Here is a 19,541-nt window from a genome sequence, read left to right on the forward strand (position 1 = left end):
TTCCTCCTTCAGCTCGCGGCCACGATTAGCTTGCGCAGCGCCTCGGACTTGCGGACACCACCGGCAACCCGCTTGCGGGCATGGAAACGGCACTTGCCCTTGGTACGCTGGGTCAGATCGTCGCGCAGCAGGTAGAAGCCCACGCGGTCGAACACCCGGTAGCCTTGGGCGAAGTCGCCGAAGATGATGGGGATGGCGCCGCCGGCCACGTCGGGCATGTCGGGCAGTTCCACCACCGGGCGCCCCAGGATGGTAGTGACGGGCGAGCCGGCCAGCCCGGTCATGGACAGCAGGTATTCGCCCGTCGTGGTCTTCAGCTTGCGGCAGGCGCCCAGGGTGGTGGAGTTCATCCCCCACACGGCATTGGTCCGGTAGGGCGACGGCAGGGCGTGGAACAGGTCGATCAGCGAGTCGGGGAGGATCTTCGCTGCGTCGCCCGTCACCACGCTGGGGATGGTGGTGTCCGACATGAAGCCCATGGGGCGCTTCACACCGTTGCCAGAGACGAAGGCTTGCCCTTCCGCCTGTCCGAACTCTTCGGCGAGGTCGCCGGCCAGCTCGGCGAAGATATCGACGGCGGCGTCCTCCAGGGTGGAGAAGGCCACGTCCACATAGGCGGTCAGTTCCTTCACCTCATAGGCCGACTTGCCGTAGCGCGAGCCGGTCTCGGTGTCCTCCCGGTCCTCCAGCTCCTCCACCCACGTCGCGGTGGGACGGCCGATGCGCTTGGGCAGTTCCACCGAACCGCGTGTCGTGTTGCGCACGGTGGCGAACTGGCGAACCGGCGACCACAGGACGATGTTCTTGTCCACCTCGGCGATGAACTCGGCCGGCGCCAGATAGCCGGCGCTGGTGTCGTCGCCCGTGCGCAGGGTCTTCACCTCGGTGTAGTCCATGCCGGCGGTGCCGCCCCGGAGGTAGTTCTCAAACGCCTTGCGCTCGGGAGCCTCGGCCCCCTTGGTCTCCGTGGTGGGCGCGGCGCCCGGCCGGCGGAGCGCGGTCTCCACCTTGCCCAGACGGTCGGTGATCGGCGCCAGCGCGGCGGTGATCGCGGCCGTCATCTTCGTCTCGATGCCGGCCACCAGCTCGGCCGCCTTGGTCTCCACCGTGCCGTTGTCGGGCGCGGCCGTGGTCTCGTCTTCCATGGTGCTCTCCTCAAGAATGGCCGCGCCAGCGGCCGGGAAACTCTTCACACTGGTGATGCGGGCGGACGGCGCGGCGGGCACGGCGACGAGCGACACCTCCAAGAGGTCCACCTCGTCCAGCCGGCGGACACCGCCGGGAAGCCGCGTCGCCTTCACCGTGCGAAAGCCGATGCTCAAGCCGGTGACGGCCTTGGTCTTGGCGAAGGCATAGGCTTCGTCGCCCGTGGTCGTGCCCAGCGCCAGCCGGCCCGAGACCTTCAGCCCTTCCGGGGCTTCCTCCATCGTCTCCCAGGTGCCGGCCACGGCCGCCGGGTCGTGGCTCAGCTGCATGGCGGGCATGGTGCCGCGCGCCTTGTGCTCGGCCAGCGAGCGGGCGAAAGCACCAGGCGCCACGATGTCCCGCACCCGGTCGGGCGCACCGCCGAACGGGGACGCAAGGCCGTTGATCACCCCGGCGTCGGACGGAGCGAACTTGAATTCGAGGTCAAGCCGCTCCATTGCCGGCCTCCGTGCTGGTGGTGCCGTTGGTCGGGGCGGGCGCGGTGTTGACCGGGCGCATGAAGGTCTCGCCCCCGGCGTAGGGGGCGCGGTTCTCCATGGAGCGGGCCTCGTTCGGATTGAGCACGCCCGCGTTGATGGCCTTGCTGTATGCCTCGAAGCGCGCGGCGATGTCGGCGCGGGCGAGGTCGTCCACCAGGAACTCGAAGTAGTATTCGCCCCGTTCCTCCGGGGTCAGCAGCGTAATCGCCAGCGCGTCGCACCACAGGCGCAGGATTGGCAGCATGCAGAAGGTGAGGAACTGTTGCCCCATGCTTTCCGCGTTGGCGTGGGTGGCGCGGTCCATCTCGCCCACCATGTGCAGCGGCACGCGCCAGAAGCGGCTGACTTCCTCCACCTGAAAGCGGCGCATCTCCAACGTCTGCGCATCCACGCTCGACAGTTGGAGTTGCTGGAAGTCCATGTCCTCTTCGAGGATCAGCGTCTTGCCGGCGTTGGCGGCCCCGCCGAACCATTGGGTGAAGGAGACGCGGAGCTTCTTCATCAGCTCGGGCGTCACCTTGCGCTTGTGCTTCAGGATGCCAGACGGCTTGGCGCCACGGCCGAACAGCCCGCCGCAGTGGGTTTCCAGGGTCAGGGAAAGGCCGATGGCTTCACGGGCCAGCGTGACGGGCGAAGCGCCCTTATGAACGTCCAGCCCAACGCCCCGGATGTGCAGGATCTCCGAACGGTCGTAGTCGCGCGCCAGCCCGGCCCCCGTGGCGACGGTGTAGACCGGAACCATGGTGCGCGGGTCTTGCCGGACGGAGACGGTGCGCGGGTCCAGCGGGATCAGCTCGGCCACCCGCCCGGCTCCGTCGCGGTTCACGAAGGCATAGGCGTTGCCGTAGGTGGCGAAGTGCGTGCCCAGCACGAGACGGAACTCGCTGGCCGGGGTCCACGGGTTGGCGGCTTGCGTGACCAGGGGGTAGACGGGGTGGTCGGTGGCGCGCTCCCGGTCGTCCGGCCCCTTCTTGCGGTACAGGTGCGGGGTCAGTTGTTCGACGGTCTCGGCGATCACCTTGACGCAGGCGAAGGCGACGGAACAGCCCATGGCGGTTTCCGGGGAGACGGAAACGCCCGCTGCGGTCGGCAGAGCACCGCCGGTCAGGACTTCATAGCCACCAGCGTCTTTGCGCTCGTAAGGCAATCTCTGCCTCAGCCAACCAAACATGAAAAGCCTGCCACGTCAGAAACGGCAAGATCATTCTACACGAAATAGGAAAATTAGCAACACACGGAGACAGTATTCCGCTAACGTCCGCTTTGGTACGCCTGTGTTTTTATTTGTTTGTTAGGGGGGGCGTACCGACGCACTTCTATCTCCGCGCGCCGAACACCTCAGCCCACGCCCGACGCTCAGCGTCGGAACGGGATAGATGCGCGTCGAACTCCAGAATGGCCGCGCGCTCCTCGAAGTCGTCCAGGCGGTCGAGAAAGTCGGGGTAGCTGGTCAGCAGGTGGACCAAGCCGGCCTTCTCCGCACGGACGGCGGCGATGATGGCGGTGGGCAACGGCACCGATGCCCGGAGCCGCAGGTTGCCGCCATCGACATGGACGGTCGCGCCTTGATCGCGGATCGCGCGCAGCACGGACACGGCTGTCATATCGTCGTCTCCCAAAGGCTGGAGCCAGAGAGTGGGGGCAAATCAGCGTCCCCAGCGTCCACACCGTCCCCGGTGCCGCCAAGCTCTAGAGATTGCTTTGTTTTTTCGGGGACGGTGCTGGACGGCGCAGCGTCCCCAGCGGGGACGGTCAGCGTCCCCACCTCCACCCGGCGGATTCGGATCGCCCGCTTCTTATCGGCACCACGGCCGATATGCTGGTCGAGTTCGATCTCGACACCCAGCGCACGCAGGGCGGGCGCGACGCGGCGAAGACGGTTCGACAGGCGCGTGCCATCCTTCGGCCACACCTTATCCCGTGACACCTCCAACGAGACCTTGGCGTTGATCTCGGCCAGAAGCGCGGTCGCCGTGGCAATGTAGGTGGACCGCTCCGACGCTATCTCCAGCACGGCGGCGGCCAGCGGATCGGCCTCGACAGCCTCTTCGACACCGCGCGCGCGGTTGGTCTCGTAGGCGGCAACGAACTGGTCGGGCTTCCACCCGAAGGCCGGGAAGCCGGCGGCGGACCACAGGGCGAAATCGGCCATGCGGGGCAGGCGCGGGAGCGTCACCGTGGCGCGGTTGCGCAACGCCACCGACACGCCGTCGAACAGCGCACCCAGGATGCGCGGCGCGGCGGCGTCGAACTCCGACCAGAACGCGGCTTCCGGCCGGCGGGCCTCCGCCGTCATCGCCGGCAGGGTCAGGGCAACGGCTCGGTCGGCCAGATCGGGGCGGGATACCAGCGCGGGAATGCCGTTCAGCAGGACCGGGCGGCACACGTCGATCAAGACTTCCTCGTTGTTCGTGTAGAGCGCCCGTGTGGCGAACCCGCCCCCGGTGGCGATGCGGCAGAACCAATCCGATTGGTCGCCGTCGATGAAGGACAGGTTGTCGTAACCCAGCACCCAGCCGTTGCGCGCGGCAATCAGCGCGTCGCGCTCGTCCTTCGGCGGAGAGCGCAGATCGGCCGCGTTCGGATCGACCAGCCGGCGCAGCACGCGGCAGAACGTGGACTTGGCGGCGCCCTGTTCGCCGTTCACCACCATGACGGGGAACGGCCCCTTGCGCTTCAGGCAAGCCACGATCCAGGCCACGGCGAGGCGGAAGTCTTCGTCGCTCCCGATGTTGAGGAAGGGGCGCAACTCATCAATGCGGCCACCCTTCTGCGGCACCGGCAGGGCGCGCAGCCCGGCCGGGCGGATGAAGGGGCACGGCGGGCGGGAGACGACGCTCCAGCCGTCCGGCCCGATGATGACGGCGGACCAGTCGGGCGTGCCCAGGTCGATGACGACACGGCCTTCGTGCTCTCCGACGCGGACGGCGGGCACCTTCTCCGCCCCGTTGCAGGCGATGGCTTCGACGCTGTTCAGCGCGTCGGCAAGGGCCTGAGACGACGGTGAGCCGGGGATGGTGATCTTCGTGTCGCCCTCGGCGACCACCTGCTTGTAGCGGGCGCCGTAGGTCTTCAGCAGGTGGCGACGGTAGGCGCTGGAGCGGACGGCAAAGCTTTCGAGATGCCCGTCCACCTCCACGGTGGCGTAGGCGACATGATCGGCGTCGCGCCACAGTTCGCCGCGCGTCGCGCACAGGATCAGCTTGTCGCGCTGGGACAGCCCGTCGTCATCCTCACCACCAGAGGGCGGCGTGAACTCCGGTGCGGTCTCGATGATCTTGCGAACGTCGTCAGGCATGGGCGATCTCCGCAGCCGTGGCCGCGCGTAGGATGTCGTTGAAATCCGTGTCGGGGACGGGAGGCAGGGCGAGGCGGACGCGGCGGCCTTCGGCATGGAACCGGCGGGCGGCGGCCTCGGCCTTGCGCTGCCCCACGCCGTTGGTGTCGTGATCGACCAGGATCACCACCTCGGCCACCACGGGCGGCAAGATCAGATCGACCAGATTGCCGGCGGAGAAGGCGGCCCAGCCGGGAAGGCCGGTTTCCTGCATCCCCGACAGGACGGTCTCCAGTCCCTCCCCGACCAGCAGAGTGGAGCCAGCCGGGGCAAGCCGGATCGCGGCGCCCTTCAGCGGCCCCAAGGTCATCTTCGGGCTTGGCACGGCGGCCTTGTCGGCGCCGCCGGGAGCGAGGAAGGTGCGGTGGATTGCACACACCCGGTTGCCGGGATGCAGGGCGAAGGCGGCCACCATGCACGGGAACCGCCGGCCGGTCGGCGCGTGCTTGGCGTTGGGCAGAAAGCGGATAGTCGGTGGCACGGGGAACCGGATCGCCCGGTTGCGGAGATAGGTCTCAGCGTCCGTCCCCATGGCGGGGAGGGTCTGGCTCCAGAGGTCCAAGGCGGCCTTCCGCTTCGCGTCGGGATCGGCCGCGACGGTCGGTTCACGGCGGGCCGGCGGGGTCCACGTCCGGTCAGGCTCGCCCGCCCATAGCCCTTGGGCGCGAAGGGCCTGGATCACGTCGGCTTGGGAGCACCCGCACGCATGGCTCTTGACCAGCACGCGGCCTTTGTCTTCCTCGACGGTGAAGCCGGACGGGTAGCCGCAGCTCGGGCAACGGCCGCTGTAAGTCCGGCCGGCGCGGGCAAGGCCCAGCGCCTTGGCGATGCCGGCGGCGTCCATCTCAGGCCCTTCCCGCTTCGGCACGCCAGACGAGCGTGATCTCGGCGGCGAGCTGGTCAAGTGTGCGGGCAGCCGGCGCCGGCGCGGGAAGCCGCAGGGCGTGGGCGGGTTCAGCCCACAGGCGGCGGAACTGCCGGTTCTCGGCCGGGTCACTCTGGCGAAAGAAGTCAGACGCGGCGCGCATCGGCTCAGCCCTCCACATTGCCGGCCAGACGCGCCAGGAAGTCGGCGGGCGAGTCGGTGATGATCCGGCGGCGTCCCACCGTGACGAAGCGGATCAGGCCGTCGCCCATCAGCTCGTATGCCTTGGAGCGGCCGATACCGGCCCCATAGCAGAACTCCGGGACGGAATAGCCGGCCTTGGCGACGCGGCTCGGGTCGATGGCCTTGCCCCTCTGGCGAGGGTGGCTATCGGTGGAGTCCAGGCAAGCCGGGAACGTCTGCGGCCGAGGGGTGTTCCCCGGCCGCCCGTTCAGGGTCGTCATTTGTATTTGTCCTATTTTCTAGGGAGTGATTAACAGCGCTTCAGTCTTCCTCGCCGATCTCTTCAAGAGCATCGACAACGCGTTCTGCAATCGAGCCGATGCTAACGTAGATGACCGCATCGGGGATTTCGGGCTGTTCGCCAGCGCCGTTGTAGACGCAGTGCTTCCAACCATTCTCTTCACGCCAAACAAAGAGAACCGTATGGGACAGCGCAGCAACCAACGCTCTCGGGGGCGTATTCTTGTAGGTCAGCAAGAGCATGTGCGGAACGAGAAAGCCACCAACAATCAAGCTCGCCAACTCCACAGGCACGCAAAATTCCACCAGTCGCCGAATGACAGCGAGGCGGAATGCATCCCACACGGAGAACTGGCGCCACTTCTGGCCCTCTCGTTCCTCATTCGCTTCGAGCATCACCTGCTTTCGGTCGAGCCAGTTGCGGATGACCTTCGCGTTGCCGCCCGTGGCGTAGACGACGCTTGAAAACCGATACCGCTTATCAGAAATCGGGTTGACCATTTTCACCTCCGTTGAGGCGAATATAGCAACGCGCCGCGGTCGCGTCAAGAACGCCTCTGCTGAGGAAATTTACGTCGATGGGGCACCCGTTGGCGTGGCGCCAATATGACAAAAGGGGCCGGCGGAGCCGGCCCCCTTGGGTTCAGGCTGCGGCTACCAGGGCCGTGCCGGGGCCGTCGTCGTCCGCCTCTCGGAAGTCATCCTTCAGGATCTTCAAGGAACCCGCCGCAATGTCGTTCTTCGCGGCCAGGGCCTTGAGTGCCCGATGGACGCGCAGGCCCAACAGCATCAGGTCCATGGAGTCCACAAGATCGCGCTTGTCCTCTTCCGTTACCTCCCGGAAGTAGCGAAGGAAGGTGCTGTCGCTCTCCGAAAGTCCATCGGCCCCGCGCGGCTCCGCTAGGCTCCGTTGCCGGTTCTTCTCTTCCTCGTCGTAGGCGTTCGTCTCTTTGAAGATGCGGTCGTAGGTCTTCCACTGCTTCGCCAGCTTCTCGTTTTCGTAGCGGGCAGAACAATCCTTCGACCACCGTTCCATGATGCCGGCGGTTTCCTCGACGGTCAGGCTAACCGCCGTCGCCAGTTCCGGGGGCAGGTTCGGAATGGACGCCTTCAGCGACTCCATGGTGCGGACGGCCGGGTGCTCCGGGTCGTCGTAGCCGTAGTGGTCGCTCGCCTCGTACGCCAGAAACGCCAGCTTCATCACCGCGCCAGCCGCGCTGTGGACGGGGGCGTCGGCCAGTAAGTCGCACGCCTCCCGCTCAGCCTTGTCGGCCGCCTCGTTGTCGTCGTCGGCCCGGAGGATGGTGCAGGCTTCCCGCCACTGGCGGAACGCGGTCAGCATCGTCGCATCCCGATCCTGCGGGGTAACGGCCAGGGCAGTACCGCCAGCGGCCCCCACGGTGGCAACGGCAGCAGCCCTGCCCAGCAGATGGCGGCGGGAAACAGGCAGAGTCGTGGTATTCTCGGAACCAGCCATGGTCCGTAGCTCCTATACAGCTCGGGTTGTGGTCAGGTCGGGCCGGGCGCTACCAACACCCGGCTCGGCCGCTTGCCGATATCCAGCAAGTTCGGTACAATGTGCGCAAGTTGGATGACGGCGGTCAAGGAGAACTTGCGCACATGGTGCTGAACTTCATGGGGGGCGAATGACGCCCGCTCAATGCCGGATGGCTAGAGCCGCCCTAGAGCTTGGGGTGCGGGATGTTGCCAAGCTGGCGGATGTTGCCCCTAGTACCATCACACGGCTTGAGCGTGGCGAAACCCTATACCCACGAACTGTTGATACAATTCGTGCGGCATTGGAAGCAGCCGGCGTTGAATTCATACCGGAGAACGGCGGGGGAGCCGGGGTAAGATTGAAGAAAGGATAAACGACCATGCAGTCTACCGGCGCAGTTATTTTCATTTCCCGAAACCAAGGTATGGTTGTCGTTCAACATGATGACGGTTTTGCAGTTGTCGAATTGCTTGGAGATGAAGGTGAGCTTGAAGTCGGTGACAGAGTGAGCGGCGATTGGGATGCGCTTGGTGGTGAAACGATTCGCGCATCACGACTCCAACGCAACATGGATGTCTACATGCAAGGTTCCTGGGGTTTCCGTGACCATGCTATTCGCATTGCGAGAAACACTGGCGGCGGCTAACTGGACTCCTTCCCAAACGCAAAGAGCCCGCCACGGCAGGGCCGGGCCGGCTCGATACACTTCGGGTGTTGATGGCCCCATGTTCTGCATATGTTCGCATGTTGTCAAGTGCTTATCGACGGGCTTGGCGCGTCGCAAGGGAGGCAATTGAAATGAGCAAAAAAGATAGTTCTGTCGATCAAGCTTTAGAAACTCTGCATAGAGCGACAGCAATATTAAAGTCTGTTGAGCAGTTTTTTGAGTGGCTTGGCGATGCTTCGTCGCGGGCTTATGCTAGGTATGATGCGTCGAATGAAAGGGATAGATTAAGAGGATATATCGCGGACACTGTTTTCATATATCATAGAGCTAACCCATCGTATAGTGCGCGAGTTGGAGATTGGATCGCTAATTCTGATCATGGTAATTGGAAGAAGCTTATAGAGGCTACTAAATTCACTTTAGCCGGCGTATCGGGACTTCTTAGGAAACTTGAGCATGAAAGTGGCGACTTTGTGCTTTGTGAGGCATATGTTAGCCTCGTCCGTGATCTGAGTGGCATGGAAATTGTGCTTAAACGCGTTGTCGAACTGTCAAACGAGGATGACATATCTCGTTTAAACAATCTTCCAAAACTCAAATGCGCTTTTGATGAGCTTTACATTAATTTAGGTTCATCTCGGCAGAGCATTATTGACTATTTTGATGGGCGCCCTCGAAGGGCGCTTGGATAAGAGAAGCGGAAAGACTTTTACGATTTTGGCGTGAGCCCCAACGGATGCCGTGGGGACGCTGAACGGGGACGCTGGGGACGCTGCGGGGACGCTGATTTTCTCGCCAGCGTCCCCACAGAAAATCCAACGCGCTCAATGCTTTGAGTGCTACGTGGACACGGTGGGGACGCTGGGGACGCTCCTTTCTCTTTCTTTTCTAAATAGAGAAGGTAGAGGGGGAGAGGGAGGCTATCGCTCTACGCTCGCACCGCCTTGGGCAGGGGGACCACCTTCGCGGCCTCGCCATCACAGAACCGCGCCCACCGCTTCATCAGGTCGCGGCGCTTCTCCAGCAGGTCGCCCCGTCGATAGGCGGCCTCCACCTTGTCCTTGATGGTGTGGGCGAGCGCCATCTCGGCCACCTCGCGCGGGGCGTTGGTCCGCTCGGCCGCCCAATCCCGGAAGGCGGAGCGGAAGCCGTGCGCGGTCGCCTCCAGCGTACGCATCCGGTAAGCGCCGCCTTGGCAAAGTAGGGTCCGACGTCTGAGTTTTGCGTGGCGCGTCATCGCGCGGACGCAAACGAGTGGCAAACGTCATGGCTTACCAGCGGGTCGAGGTTCTGACGGGGACGGAGCGGCGGCGGAACTACACGCCGGCGGAGAAGGTCCGGATGGTCGAGGAGGCGTTCCGCCCCGGCGTGGTGGTGACGGAGGTGGCCCGCCGGCTGGGCGTGCACGAAAGCCTGCTGTATCGCTGGCGGGGGCTGATGAAGGCCACGGGGATCGCCGTGGGCGAACCGCCCAGCTTCACTGCGGTGACCATCACGCCGGAGCCGACCGTCACGGAACTGCCGGTCGTGGAGCCCCGTGCGCCATTGCCGCCTCCGGCGACGTCGGCCACGAGCCCGGCGATCCTCGAGGTCATCCTGCCCAGCGGGGCACGCCTGCGTCTGGAAGGGCCGGTCGACCCGGCCCTGGCGGCGGCCGTCATCGGTGCCCTGGCATGATCCCGGTGCCGAGCGGGGTGCGGGTGTGGCTGGCCAGCGGGCACACCGACATGCGCAAGGGCTGGGCGAGCCTGGCGTTGCTGGTGCAGGAACGCTTCGCCCAAGACCCGCACAGCGGCCATCTCTTCATCTTCCGCGGGCGCCGCGGCGATCTGGTGAAGATCATCTGGTATGACGGCCAGGGCAGTTGCCTGTTCATGAAGAGGCTGGAGCGGGGCCGTTTCATCTGGCCCACGCCGGCGGACGGCGCGGTGTCGATCTCGGTTGGGCAGATGGGCTATCTGCTCGAAGGCATCGACTGGCGCAACCCGCAGAAGACTTGGCGTCCCGAGACCGCAGGGTGACTGCGACACGGTGAATCGACGGGCCGGTTCAGGGGAGATTGCGACGGCTCGAAGGCGTGATCCCAGGTAAACTGGCGCCATGACCGCCGCCCCGCCCCCTGCCGCCGTGGCCGACGACATCGCCAGCTTGCGCGCCGCCTTGGCGCAGGCCGAGGCGCGGGCGGACGCGGCGGAAGCCGAAGCGGCGCGGGCCAGGGCGATGGCTTCGAACACCGAGGCGCTGATCGCCAGCCTGAAGCTGGAAATCGAGAAGCTCCGGCGCGAGCTCTACGGCACGCGCTCCGAGCGCAAGGCACGCCTGCTGGACCAGTTGGAGTTCCAGCTTGAAGAGCTGGAAGCGACGGCCAGTGAGGACGAGTTGGCAGCCGAGCAGGCCGCTGCCCGAACCACCGGGGTGACGGCCTTCACCCGCAAGCGGCCCTCGCGCCAGCCCTTTCCCGGCCACCTGCCGCGCGAGCGCGTCGTTGTGCCGGCCCCCGCGACCTGCCCGTGCTGCGGCTCGGACAAGCTGTGCAAGCTGGGCGAAACGATTACCGAGACGCTGGAGGTGATCCCGCGCCAGTGGAAGGTGATCCAGACGGTGCGCGAGCGGTTCTCCTGCCGGGCCTGCGAGACGATCAGCCAGCCGCCGGCACCGTTCCACACCACCCCGCGGGGCTGGGCCGGCCCCAACCTGCTGGCCACCATCCTGTTCGAGAAGTTCGGCCAGCATCAGCCGCTGAACCGGCAGGCCGAACGCTTCGCGCGGGAGGGCGTGCCGCTCAGCCTGTCCACCCTGGCCGACCAGGTGGGCACCGCCGCCGCGGTGCTGAAGCCGCTGCACGACCTGATCGCGGCGCATGTGATGGCGGCTGAGCGGTTGCATGGGGACGACACCCCGGTGCCCGTGCTGGCCAAGGGCAAGACCGATACCGGGCGCCTGTGGGTGTATGTGCGCGATGACCGGCCGTTCGCCGGCCAAGCCCCACCGGTGGCGCTGTTCCACTATTCCCGCGACCGCAAAGGCGAACATCCCGAACGGCACCTGGCCGGCTTCAAAGGCTGGCTGCAGGCCGATGCGTTCGCCGGCTACAACCGGCTGTACGAACCCGAGCGACAGCCGGGGCCGATCAGCGACGTGCTGTGCTGGGCGCATGCCCGGCGCGGCTTCTTCAAGCTGGCCGACATCGCTACGAACACCAGGCGCGGCAAGGATGCCCCGCCGATCTCGCCGCTGGCGCTGGAGGCCGTGACGCGCATCGACGCCCTCTTCGATCTCGAGCGTGCCTTGAACGGCAAGCCGGCGGCCGAGCGGCTGGCGGCACGCCAGGAGCATGGCGTCACCCTGGTAGCCGCGCTGGAGGGCTGGATGCGGACGGAGCGGGCCCGGCTCTCCCGCCATGCCCCCGTGGCCAAGGCGATGGACTACATGCTGACGCGCTGGGACGGCTTCACCCGCTTCCTCGGCGATGGCCGGCTGTGCCTGACGAGCAACGCCGCCGAACGCGGCCTGCGCGGGATCGCCCTCGGGAGGAAGGCGTGGCTGTTCTGCGGCTCCGATCGCGGCGGCCAGCGGGCGGCGATCATGTATGGCCTGATCACCACCGCCAAGCTGAACAACGTTGACCCGCAGGCCTGGCTCGCCGACGTGCTGGCGCGCATCAACGACATGCCACAAAACCGCCTGCACGAACTCCTGCCCTGGGAGTGGAAGGCGATGCGCGAGCAGGCAAAAGCTGCCTGACCGCGGTACTCAGCGGATGCTTACCCTCCAGCTTCATGCGGCGTAGAAGCATGGTCAGCGTCATGTCCGACATGGGTTTGCCGGGCTTGCTGCCCTCGAACACCAGGGCGTTGGGGTCGTCGGGCTTCCGCGCCAGCTCGCGGGCTTCCTGTAGGATCTCGACGGCACGCGGTGCCAGCGGCACCACATGGACCTTGCCCGCCTTCATCCGCTCGGCTGGGATCGTCCAGAGCTTCGCGTCGAGGTCGATCTCGGACCAGCGGGCGCCGCGCATCTCCCCGGATCGCACCGCCGTCAGGATAAGGAACTCCAGCGCCAGCTTGACCAGGGGGCCGGTCTGGTCGGTCTCCCGAAGCCTGGACAGGAATGCGGGCACGTCGGCGAAGGGAAGGGCGGCGAAGTGCTCCACGGCGTCCTTCTGCTTGGGCAAGCCCTTGGTGACGGATCGCACCGGGTTCTCTCCCTCCCGGAAGCCTTTGGCCGAAGCCCAATCCAGCACCGTACCGACTCGCTGGCGCACCCGGCGGGCCGTCTCGGGCTTCTCCAGCCAGATCGGCAACAGCACGTCCCGTACCTCGGGTGTCCCGATCTCGTCCACCTTCACCGGCCCCAGCGCCGGGAAGACGTGGGCTTCCAGCGTCGCCAGCCATTGCACCGCATGCTTCTCGTTCTTCCAACTCTCCTTGTGCTCGCCGTGGCAGGTGCGCGCGGCGTCCTCGAAGGACGGCACCACCCGCCGGACCTTGCGCCGCTCGGCCAGCGGGTCGCCTCCGTTGCGCGCCAGCTTCCGCATGTCGAGCGCCATCTCGCGCGCCTCGGCCAGCGTGACCAGGGACGCGGAACCGAGACCGATGTCGCGGCGCTTCCCCTGGATCATCAGGCGCAACAGCCAGCGCCGGGCGCCGGACGGGTCCACCTCCAGATAGAGCCCGTTGCCGTCAGCATGCCGGCCGGGCTTGGCGGAGCGCACCGTTACCGCCGTCAATGCCTTTTCGGGATGGCGCCCGTTCCGCTTCGGCAATTCGATTCCCCGTCATTTCTGCCCCACATTTTCCCCACATTCTGTATCGGGTGGGGGCGAATGGCAATGGACAGTCGTGGACGGGTGCGGACAGAGCCTTTCAACGGATCAATGGGTTAGCGGATGCTCGTGGACGGTGGCGAACACCCAAAAATGTCAATTATAATGCCTCTCCCTCCGCCATGAAATCAGACTGGAGCGTTGACCTTCTTGGGAGGTCCGCTCCAGTCTTTTTATTTGTCTACGGTTCAGTCCACACGTCGCGGCGAAGTCATCCTCCACCTCCCGGCCTACCGCCGCCGTTCGCGGAAGAAATCCCGCAGCAGGGCCGCCGCGCGGGTTTCGTGGAAGCCGCCGTAGACATCCGGCGCGTGGTGGCAGGTGGGGCGGGTGTAGAGACGCCCGCCGTGCTCCACCCCACCGCCCTTGGGGTCGTAGGCGCCGAAATAGACCCGCCGCAGACGCGCAAAGCTGATGGCGGCGGCGCACAGGGCGCACGGTTCCAGCGTCACATACAGGTCGAACCCCGGCAGCCGCGGTTCGCCCACCGCCGCGCACGCCGCGCGGATCGCCAGTACCTCGGCGTGGGCGGTGGGGTCGTTCAGTTCCTCGGTGCGGTTGCCGGCAGCACCCAGCACGCGGCCCGTGGCGGGGTCGGTCACCACCGCACCCACCGGCACCTCGCCGCGGGATGCGGCGGCCTCGGCTTCGGCAAAGGCCAGCGCGAAGAACGGGGCGGTCGGAGTCTCAATCACCGGGGCAGCCTATCACGCCGCGATGGTCTGCGCGCCCACCGTGTTGCGCATGGTCAGGCCGGGGCCCACATCGTCGGTCTGGTCGGTGCGCACCGGCTGGTCGCGCATGCGCTTGCCGTCCTTGTCCTTGCTGTCGCGGCTGGTCCCGCCCACGGAATCACCGGTCCACATGGTGGTCTCGTCCGGGGTTTCCAGCGCGTTCAGCGCCAGCACCTGATAGATCGACAGCGGGTGGCCGTTGATGACGCCCTGCAGGTTCTGTGACGGCACCTGGGTGGTGAAGCCGTCGGGCATGTCCTGGTTGCGGACGCGGTCGGTGGCGGCCTTGGCCGGGGCGATGATGCTGGTGGCGTCGCTGAATTTGCCGGCGAAGCGGTTGTAGATCTGCGCCAGCGTCTTCGACTGCCCGGTTTCCTTGTCGTAGAACACCGCCTTGTTGGCCGACGCCGCTTCGGGGAACAGGTCGGCGGCCTTGGCGTTGGGGTTTTCCTGCTTGGCGTTCAGGAACTTGGCGGCACCGCCGGCGCCCAGGAAATGGGCCATGTAGAGTTCGGTCGCCCCCACCGGGCCGTTGGTGTTCTTTTCCAGGTATTCCTTGTTGTCGCGGGTGAATTCCGCCGCCATCAGCGCCGAGACCGAGGGGTTCTTGCGCAGGTCCAGGATCTCCTGCTTCATGGCCGGGTCCGATACGGTGGCCCGCCCGTCGGAGCGGACCTGAATGGCGTTGGCGTATTTGCCAAGCCCGTTGTCGGCCCCGTGCGCCTTGACCGTGGTGAGCCAGGTGGAATCGATGAACTGGTACAGGCCGGTGGCGCTGGACGTGCTGGCCTTGGCGTTGGGGTCGAAACTGCTCTCCTGGGAAGCTTTTGCCATCAGGTAGGCAAAATCCACCCCCGTCTTGCTGCTGGCGTTGCGGATGGCCGATTCCACCGATGACGTGCCGCCGCTCTGGCCGGCTTGGGAACGCTGGAGAAGCGCATCGCTCTGGCGGGCAAGGCTGGTGATGCTGGTCATGGCGCGGTCCTCGGGGGTGGAAGGCGGGTGCTCTGGCAAAAATTAATGCAGCTTCCATGCCAGGATCATCCGCCATACGGGATATTGCCGCGCCGGTTCTTTCGGTTTACGTTGACGCAAACGTCAATCAAGCGGGCGGCCATCCGCCGCGGGGGAAGGGGTCGCCTTCTTCCATACGGTGGTGTATGGTCGGTCCGCCATCCACTCCGGCAACGCCCATCGGTTCGGGAGGAACCAAGCCCATGATCCCCTACACCGCCCCCGTCGAGGATTTCCGTTTCGTGCTGCATCAGGTGGTCGGCCTGGACCGCGTGGCGGCCTTGCCCGGCTGCGACAGCGCCACCCCCGATCTGGTGGATGCCGTGCTGGAAGAGGCGGGAAAGTTCGCCGCCGGCGTGCTGGCACCGCTGAACACGGTGGGCGACAAGGAAAGCTCGGTGCTGGAAAACGGCGTGGTCCGCACGCCCACGGGGTGGAAGGATGCCTACGCCCAATTCTCCGAGGCCGGGTGGAACAGCCTGCCGTTCGAACCGGATTTCGGCGGGCAGGGGCTCCCCTGGACCGTGGCCTTCGCGGTGCAGGAGATGTGGCAGGCGGCCAACCTGTCGTTCGGCCTGTGCCCGCTGCTGACCCAGGGGGCCGTCGATCTGCTGACCGAGCACGCCAGCGAAGAGCAGAAGGCCACCTATCTGCCCAAGATGATTGCCGGCACCTGGACCGGCACCATGAACCTGACGGAGCCGCAGGCGGGATCCGATCTGGCCGCCGTGCGCACCCGCGCGGTGCGGGCCGACGACGGCACCTACCGCATCACGGGTCAGAAGATCTTCATCACCTACGGCGACCATGACCTGACGGAGAACATCATCCATCTGGTTCTGGCCCGCCTGCCCGATGCGCCCGCGGGCATCAAGGGCATCTCGCTGTTCATCGTACCGAAGTTCCTGCTGAACGCCGACGGCACGCCGGGGCCGCGCAACGACGTGCGGGTGGCCAGCCTGGAACACAAGCTGGGCATCAAGGCCAGCCCCACCGCGGTCATGGCGTTCGGCGACCACGATGGTGCTGTGGGCTATCTGGTGGGGCAGGAGAACCGCGGCATCGAATACATGTTCACCATGATGAACAACGCCCGGCTGGGCGTGGGCATCCAGGGCATCGCGGTGTCGGAACGGGCGTACCAGCAGGCCCGCGACTATGCCAAGAGCCGTGTGCAGAGCAAGGACGTGGGCGAGCCCAAGGGATCGCCGGTCGCCATCATCCGCCATCCCGACGTACGCCGCATGCTGCTGGACATGCGCGCCAAGACCGAGGCGATGCGGGCGCTGGCCCTTTACGCCGGCACCCGGCTCGACACCTCCCACCGTCACGAGGACGCGGCGGCCCGCGCGGCGGCGGAAGCGCGGGTGGACATCCTGACCCCCATCGTCAAGGGCTGGTGCACCGAGGTGGGGGTGGAAGTAACCTCGCTGGGCGTGCAGATCCACGGCGGCATGGGCTTCATCGAGGAAACCGGGGCGGCCCAGCATTACCGCGACGCCCGCATCACCCCGATCTACGAGGGCACCACCGGCATCCACGCCAACGACCTGACCTTCCGCAAGGTGGGCCGTGACGGCGGGGAGTCGGCCCGCGCCTTCATTGCCGAGATGCGCGCCACCGTCGCCGCCATGGAGCAGCGCCCCGGCGACGACATCGCCACCATCCGCGCAGCCTTGTCCCAGGGGCTGGACGTGCTGGAGCAGGCCACGGCCTGGATCGTCACCACCCAGAAGGAAGGCAACGCCCGCGCCGCCGCCGCCGGGGCGTTCGATTTCCTGATGCTGTGGGGCGTGGTCACGGGCGGGTGGATGATGGCCCGCGCGGCGTGTGCGGCGGTGGATGCCCTGGCCGAACGGGGCGGCAACCCGTCGTACCTGAACACCAAGCTGATCACCGCCCGCTACTTCGCCGAACAGGTGCTGCCCAAGGCCCACGGGCTGCTGCTGCCCATCATCACCGCCGAACGCACGGTGATGGCGCTGGCCGAGGATCAGTTCTGACCGGGTGAAGCCTCTTGCGCGGGAAAACGGCCTGTGTCATCGGACGCGGGCCGTTTTTCTTTTGGGGCACCCGATGCCGCTGTCCGACGCCGACGCTTCGCTGATCTTCGACCTCGCATCCACCCACCCGGAGGTGACGACGCTGGCCGCCGCCGGGGTGCTGCGGGTGGAGCAGGCGGCGGGCAGGGGGCTGGTGCCGCTGGGGCTGCCCCTGCCGCCCGGCAAGCGTGACTTGCTGGTGTCCGCCGAGCGGCGGGACGCGGTGCAGGTGGAAATCGCCGGCCTGGTGGACCGCGCCCGGCGGCGCAACGACGTGCTGGCGCAAGGCCGCCGGGCGCTGGCCGGCTGGCGGGTGGACCTCCTGACCGCCCCCGACCGCACCCGTATCCGCGCGGTGATGAGCGGGGACTTGCCGTGGCCGGGCCTGCCCGCCCCGGTGCGGCTGACGGTGGAGCGCAGCTTCGACACGCTGGAACTGTCGGGGCTGGACGACGACGAACTGGCCCTGCGGCTGGACGGCGACCCGGCGCTGGTCCAGGCGCTGGACCACGCCCTGTCGCGCACCGCCGCCGCCCTGCGCCGCTACGCCCAGGCCACCGACAGCGGGGAGGGGGAGTGGGGCTTTGCCGCCTTGGCCGGCCGCCTGCACCGCGCCGCCCGCAACCGGACGGAGGTGGACGCCCTGCTGGAGCGCTGGGGCGGGGAATTCACCCAGTGGCGGCGCGAACGGGCGGAGGCGCTGGGCCGGCTGCATGTGGAACGCCATTTCGACATGACACGGTTCGAGCGGCTGTTCCCGGTGGCCCGCGGCATGGGCCGGCGGCTGGTGCTGGTGGTCGGCCCCACCAATTCCGGTAAGACCCATCAGGCCTTGGAGGCGTTGAAGGCCGCCCACGACGGCGTGTATCTGGCCCCTTTGCGCCTGCTGGCGCTGGAGGTGATGGAGCGGCTGACCGACGCCGGTACGCCCACCGACCTGCTGACGGGGGAGGAGGTGCGCCGCACCCCCGGCGCCCGCCACACCGCGTCCACGGTGGAGGTGATGGACCCCGACCGCCCGGTGGACGTGGCGGTGATCGACGAAATCCAGATGCTGGCCGACCCCGACCGCGGGTGGGCGTGGACCGCCGCCCTGGTGGGCGTGCCGGCCTCCACCGTCTATATCCTGGGCGCCCCCGAAGCCCGCCCGCTGGTGGAGCGCGCCGCCGCCCACCTGAACGAACCCCTTGAGGTCATCGAGTTGGAGCGCAAGGCGCCGCTCTCCCTCATCCCCCGCCGGCTGGAGTGGGAGGACGTGGCCCGTGGCGATGCCCTGATCGCCTTTTCCCGGCGGGAGGTCCACAGCGTGCGCGACACGCTGCTGGCCCGCGGCCTGTCGGTCGCCACGGTGTACGGCGCGCTCGCCCCGGCGGTGCGGCGGCGGGAAGCGGCGCGGTTCGTGTCGGGAGAGGCCGACGTGGTGGTCGCCACCGACGCCATCGGCATGGGGCTGAACCTGCCGTGCCGCCGGGTGCTGTTCACGGCGCTGGAGAAATACGACGGCACCGCCGTCCGCCCGCTGACCTCCGGCGAGGTGAAGCAGATTGCCGGGCGGGCGGGGCGCTTCGGCCATTTCGACGAGGGCGAATTCGGCGTGGTCGCCCGCGGCACGCCGCAGGCGCTGCGCACCCTGATGGACAAGCCCGACGCCCGCCTGCGCCCGGACCGCCCGTTGCCGGTGCGCCCGTCGCGGGCCATGCTGGCGCGGCTGGCCGAGCATCTGGGCACCGACGAGGCCGGGCTGTTGCTGCGCTGCTTCGCCCAGGCGCGTACCGCAGGCACGTCCACGACGCCGTTCCGCCTGTCCGACGTGGCGCCGCTGCTGCGGCTGGCAGCGCTGCTGGACGCGCGGCGGCTGGCGCTGCCGGTGAAACTCGATCTGCTGCTGGCGCCTGCCGATCTGGACGAGGCATCCGACGCCGCCCTGGTCACCGCCATTCTGGACGCGGTGGAACATGACACGCCGCTGCCCCTGTCCCGCGTGGTCCCCGCCCGCCTGGACGGGCTGGACGCGGAGGCGCTGGAGGGGCTGACGCGGGCGCTTGATCTCTATCACTGGGCGGCGCGCAAGCTGCCCCATCTGCTGCCCGACCGCGAGCGGGTGTCGGCCCTGCGCGATGCGGTGGGGCGGCGGCTGTCGGAGATCCTGTCCAGCCGCGCCCGCCGCCGCCCGCCCGATCCACCGGCGGGGTTCCGCGGGGCGCCGCGGAAAAGGTTCGGGCCGCGGCGGCGGTGATGGTCAGGGGGCCTTGCCCCCCGACACCCCCCAGCAAGGGCGCGGCCCTTGCATCCCATCAATGGGGTACAGGGGTGTAAACCCCTGTCGGGGAGTGTCGAGGGGCGGAGCCACTCGACAACGCGCAAGCGTCCATGCACTGTACTGCCCGTTTC

At 67.1% G+C, this 19,541-nt stretch carries 21 protein-coding genes; 8 read left to right on the forward strand and 13 right to left on the reverse strand.

The features are described 5' to 3' along the window. Window positions 1-8: 8 nt before the first annotated feature. The 9 genes from M2352_RS09140 to M2352_RS09180 all read right to left on the reverse strand — a co-directional run bounded on the left by M2352_RS09140 (window position 9) and on the right by M2352_RS09180 (window position 7,847). Window positions 9-1,643 (reverse strand): phage major capsid protein, encoded by a 1,635-nt coding sequence (locus tag M2352_RS09140; RefSeq protein ID WP_264664184.1) that lies wholly within the window; start codon window positions 1,641-1,643, stop codon window positions 9-11. Then, a complete protein-coding gene (locus M2352_RS09145) occupies window positions 1,630-2,856 on the reverse strand; it encodes a phage portal protein (RefSeq protein WP_264664185.1) in 1,227 nt (408 codons plus the stop codon). The genes M2352_RS09140 and M2352_RS09145 overlap by 14 nt, the downstream gene beginning before the upstream one ends. A gap of 145 nt (window positions 2,857-3,001) precedes the next feature. Beyond that, window positions 3,002-3,289: a hypothetical protein gene (locus M2352_RS09150; protein WP_264664186.1), complete on the reverse strand. Its 288-nt coding sequence runs from the start codon at window positions 3,287-3,289 to the stop codon at window positions 3,002-3,004. After that, complete coding sequence (locus M2352_RS09155) at window positions 3,286-4,983, reverse strand: hypothetical protein (protein ID WP_264664187.1); 1,698 nt, start codon at window positions 4,981-4,983, stop codon at window positions 3,286-3,288. Before M2352_RS09155 ends, M2352_RS09150 begins: the two co-directional genes overlap by 4 nt. Continuing rightward, window positions 4,976-5,866, reverse strand: coding sequence for a toprim domain-containing protein (locus M2352_RS09160; RefSeq protein WP_264664188.1), 891 nt, complete (start codon window positions 5,864-5,866; stop codon window positions 4,976-4,978). Before M2352_RS09160 ends, M2352_RS09155 begins: the two co-directional genes overlap by 8 nt. A gap of 1 nt (window position 5,867) precedes the next feature. Further along, window positions 5,868-6,050 carry a hypothetical protein gene (locus tag M2352_RS09165; protein ID WP_264664189.1) on the reverse strand — a complete coding sequence of 61 codons (183 nt, stop codon included), beginning with the start codon at window positions 6,048-6,050 and terminating at the stop codon, window positions 5,868-5,870. A gap of 4 nt (window positions 6,051-6,054) precedes the next feature. Then, window positions 6,055-6,351, reverse strand: a complete 297-nt coding sequence (locus M2352_RS09170) for a hypothetical protein (RefSeq protein ID WP_264664190.1) — start codon at window positions 6,349-6,351, stop codon at window positions 6,055-6,057. Window positions 6,352-6,391: 40 nt separating this feature from the next. Continuing rightward, window positions 6,392-6,871: a hypothetical protein gene (locus tag M2352_RS09175; protein ID WP_264664191.1), complete on the reverse strand. Its 480-nt coding sequence runs from the start codon at window positions 6,869-6,871 to the stop codon at window positions 6,392-6,394. A 142-nt stretch (window positions 6,872-7,013) separates the two neighbouring features. Then, on the reverse strand, window positions 7,014-7,847 hold the full coding sequence (locus tag M2352_RS09180) for a hypothetical protein (RefSeq protein ID WP_264664192.1): 834 nt from the start codon (window positions 7,845-7,847) through the stop codon (window positions 7,014-7,016). 190 nt (window positions 7,848-8,037) lie between these two features. Here M2352_RS09180 and M2352_RS09185 point away from each other — a divergent pair, with 190 nt between their 5' ends. The 3 genes from M2352_RS09185 to M2352_RS09195 all read left to right on the forward strand — a co-directional run bounded on the left by M2352_RS09185 (window position 8,038) and on the right by M2352_RS09195 (window position 9,227). Further along, window positions 8,038-8,241 (forward strand): helix-turn-helix domain-containing protein, encoded by a 204-nt coding sequence (locus M2352_RS09185; protein ID WP_264665325.1) that lies wholly within the window; start codon window positions 8,038-8,040, stop codon window positions 8,239-8,241. 6 nt (window positions 8,242-8,247) lie between these two features. Continuing rightward, window positions 8,248-8,514, forward strand: a complete 267-nt coding sequence (locus M2352_RS09190; protein WP_264664193.1) for a hypothetical protein — start codon at window positions 8,248-8,250, stop codon at window positions 8,512-8,514. A 152-nt stretch (window positions 8,515-8,666) separates the two neighbouring features. Beyond that, window positions 8,667-9,227: a hypothetical protein gene (locus M2352_RS09195; protein ID WP_264664194.1), complete on the forward strand. Its 561-nt coding sequence runs from the start codon at window positions 8,667-8,669 to the stop codon at window positions 9,225-9,227. 236 nt (window positions 9,228-9,463) lie between these two features. Here M2352_RS09195 and M2352_RS09200 read toward each other — a convergent pair whose 3' ends face one another. After that, window positions 9,464-9,712 carry a hypothetical protein gene (locus M2352_RS09200; RefSeq protein ID WP_454464563.1) on the reverse strand — a complete coding sequence of 83 codons (249 nt, stop codon included), beginning with the start codon at window positions 9,710-9,712 and terminating at the stop codon, window positions 9,464-9,466. A gap of 89 nt (window positions 9,713-9,801) precedes the next feature. Between M2352_RS09200 and tnpA the strand changes: the two genes are divergently transcribed. From tnpA to tnpC, 3 genes are all read left to right on the forward strand, one after another. Next, window positions 9,802-10,212 (forward strand): IS66-like element accessory protein TnpA, encoded by a 411-nt coding sequence (tnpA, locus tag M2352_RS09205; protein ID WP_264662670.1) that lies wholly within the window; start codon window positions 9,802-9,804, stop codon window positions 10,210-10,212. Beyond that, window positions 10,209-10,556: an IS66 family insertion sequence element accessory protein TnpB gene (tnpB, locus tag M2352_RS09210; RefSeq protein ID WP_174471014.1), complete on the forward strand. Its 348-nt coding sequence runs from the start codon at window positions 10,209-10,211 to the stop codon at window positions 10,554-10,556. Before tnpA ends, tnpB begins: the two co-directional genes overlap by 4 nt. Before the next feature lie 79 nt (window positions 10,557-10,635). Beyond that, window positions 10,636-12,279, forward strand: a complete 1,644-nt coding sequence (tnpC, locus tag M2352_RS09215) for an IS66 family transposase (RefSeq protein WP_264662671.1) — start codon at window positions 10,636-10,638, stop codon at window positions 12,277-12,279. On the opposite strand, the gene M2352_RS09220 is transcribed toward tnpC, so the two are convergent. The 3 genes from M2352_RS09220 to M2352_RS09230 form a co-directional block, all read right to left on the reverse strand. Next, window positions 12,197-13,300 (reverse strand): tyrosine-type recombinase/integrase, encoded by a 1,104-nt coding sequence (locus M2352_RS09220; protein ID WP_264664195.1) that lies wholly within the window; start codon window positions 13,298-13,300, stop codon window positions 12,197-12,199. The two genes, tnpC and M2352_RS09220, sit on opposite strands and share 83 nt — an antisense overlap. 290 nt (window positions 13,301-13,590) lie before the next feature. Continuing rightward, entirely contained in the window at window positions 13,591-14,055 is a 465-nt protein-coding gene (locus M2352_RS09225) for a nucleoside deaminase (protein WP_264664196.1), read from the reverse strand. Window positions 14,056-14,067: 12 nt separating this feature from the next. Next, window positions 14,068-15,069 (reverse strand): transglycosylase SLT domain-containing protein, encoded by a 1,002-nt coding sequence (locus M2352_RS09230; protein ID WP_264664197.1) that lies wholly within the window; start codon window positions 15,067-15,069, stop codon window positions 14,068-14,070. 242 nt (window positions 15,070-15,311) lie between these two features. On the opposite strand from M2352_RS09230, the gene M2352_RS09235 reads away from it, so the two are divergent. Both M2352_RS09235 and M2352_RS09240 read left to right on the forward strand, forming a co-directional pair. Next, window positions 15,312-17,111, forward strand: a complete 1,800-nt coding sequence (locus M2352_RS09235; protein ID WP_264664198.1) for an acyl-CoA dehydrogenase — start codon at window positions 15,312-15,314, stop codon at window positions 17,109-17,111. Window positions 17,112-17,184: 73 nt separating this feature from the next. Next, window positions 17,185-19,386: a helicase-related protein gene (locus M2352_RS09240; RefSeq protein ID WP_264664199.1), complete on the forward strand. Its 2,202-nt coding sequence runs from the start codon at window positions 17,185-17,187 to the stop codon at window positions 19,384-19,386. Window positions 19,387-19,541 lie beyond the last annotated feature (155 nt).

The organism is Azospirillum fermentarium, from assembly GCF_025961205.1.
Lineage (GTDB): Bacteria > Pseudomonadota > Alphaproteobacteria > Azospirillales > Azospirillaceae > Azospirillum > Azospirillum fermentarium.

Coding starts and splice junctions, on each gene's coding strand:
- M2352_RS09165 (WP_264664189.1), bottom strand. CDS start 6,050: ATGCGCGCCGCGTCTGACTTCTTTCGCCAGAGTGACCCGGCCGAGAAC.
- M2352_RS09175 (WP_264664191.1), bottom strand. CDS start 6,871: ATGGTCAACCCGATTTCTGATAAGCGGTATCGGTTTTCAAGCGTCGTC.
- M2352_RS09190 (WP_264664193.1), top strand. CDS start 8,248: ATGCAGTCTACCGGCGCAGTTATTTTCATTTCCCGAAACCAAGGTATG.
- M2352_RS09155 (WP_264664187.1), bottom strand. CDS start 4,983: ATGCCTGACGACGTTCGCAAGATCATCGAGACCGCACCGGAGTTCACG.
- tnpB (WP_174471014.1), top strand. CDS start 10,209: ATGATCCCGGTGCCGAGCGGGGTGCGGGTGTGGCTGGCCAGCGGGCAC.
- M2352_RS09200 (WP_454464563.1), bottom strand. CDS start 9,712: ATGCGTACGCTGGAGGCGACCGCGCACGGCTTCCGCTCCGCCTTCCGG.
- M2352_RS09230 (WP_264664197.1), bottom strand. CDS start 15,069: ATGACCAGCATCACCAGCCTTGCCCGCCAGAGCGATGCGCTTCTCCAG.
- M2352_RS09140 (WP_264664184.1), bottom strand. CDS start 1,643: ATGGAGCGGCTTGACCTCGAATTCAAGTTCGCTCCGTCCGACGCCGGG.
- M2352_RS09195 (WP_264664194.1), top strand. CDS start 8,667: ATGAGCAAAAAAGATAGTTCTGTCGATCAAGCTTTAGAAACTCTGCAT.
- M2352_RS09145 (WP_264664185.1), bottom strand. CDS start 2,856: ATGTTTGGTTGGCTGAGGCAGAGATTGCCTTACGAGCGCAAAGACGCT.
- M2352_RS09170 (WP_264664190.1), bottom strand. CDS start 6,351: ATGACGACCCTGAACGGGCGGCCGGGGAACACCCCTCGGCCGCAGACG.
- M2352_RS09180 (WP_264664192.1), bottom strand. CDS start 7,847: ATGGCTGGTTCCGAGAATACCACGACTCTGCCTGTTTCCCGCCGCCAT.
- M2352_RS09160 (WP_264664188.1), bottom strand. CDS start 5,866: ATGGACGCCGCCGGCATCGCCAAGGCGCTGGGCCTTGCCCGCGCCGGC.
- tnpA (WP_264662670.1), top strand. CDS start 9,802: ATGGCTTACCAGCGGGTCGAGGTTCTGACGGGGACGGAGCGGCGGCGG.
- M2352_RS09240 (WP_264664199.1), top strand. CDS start 17,185: ATGCCGCTGTCCGACGCCGACGCTTCGCTGATCTTCGACCTCGCATCC.
- M2352_RS09235 (WP_264664198.1), top strand. CDS start 15,312: ATGATCCCCTACACCGCCCCCGTCGAGGATTTCCGTTTCGTGCTGCAT.
- M2352_RS09150 (WP_264664186.1), bottom strand. CDS start 3,289: ATGACAGCCGTGTCCGTGCTGCGCGCGATCCGCGATCAAGGCGCGACC.
- tnpC (WP_264662671.1), top strand. CDS start 10,636: ATGACCGCCGCCCCGCCCCCTGCCGCCGTGGCCGACGACATCGCCAGC.
- M2352_RS09185 (WP_264665325.1), top strand. CDS start 8,038: ATGGCTAGAGCCGCCCTAGAGCTTGGGGTGCGGGATGTTGCCAAGCTG.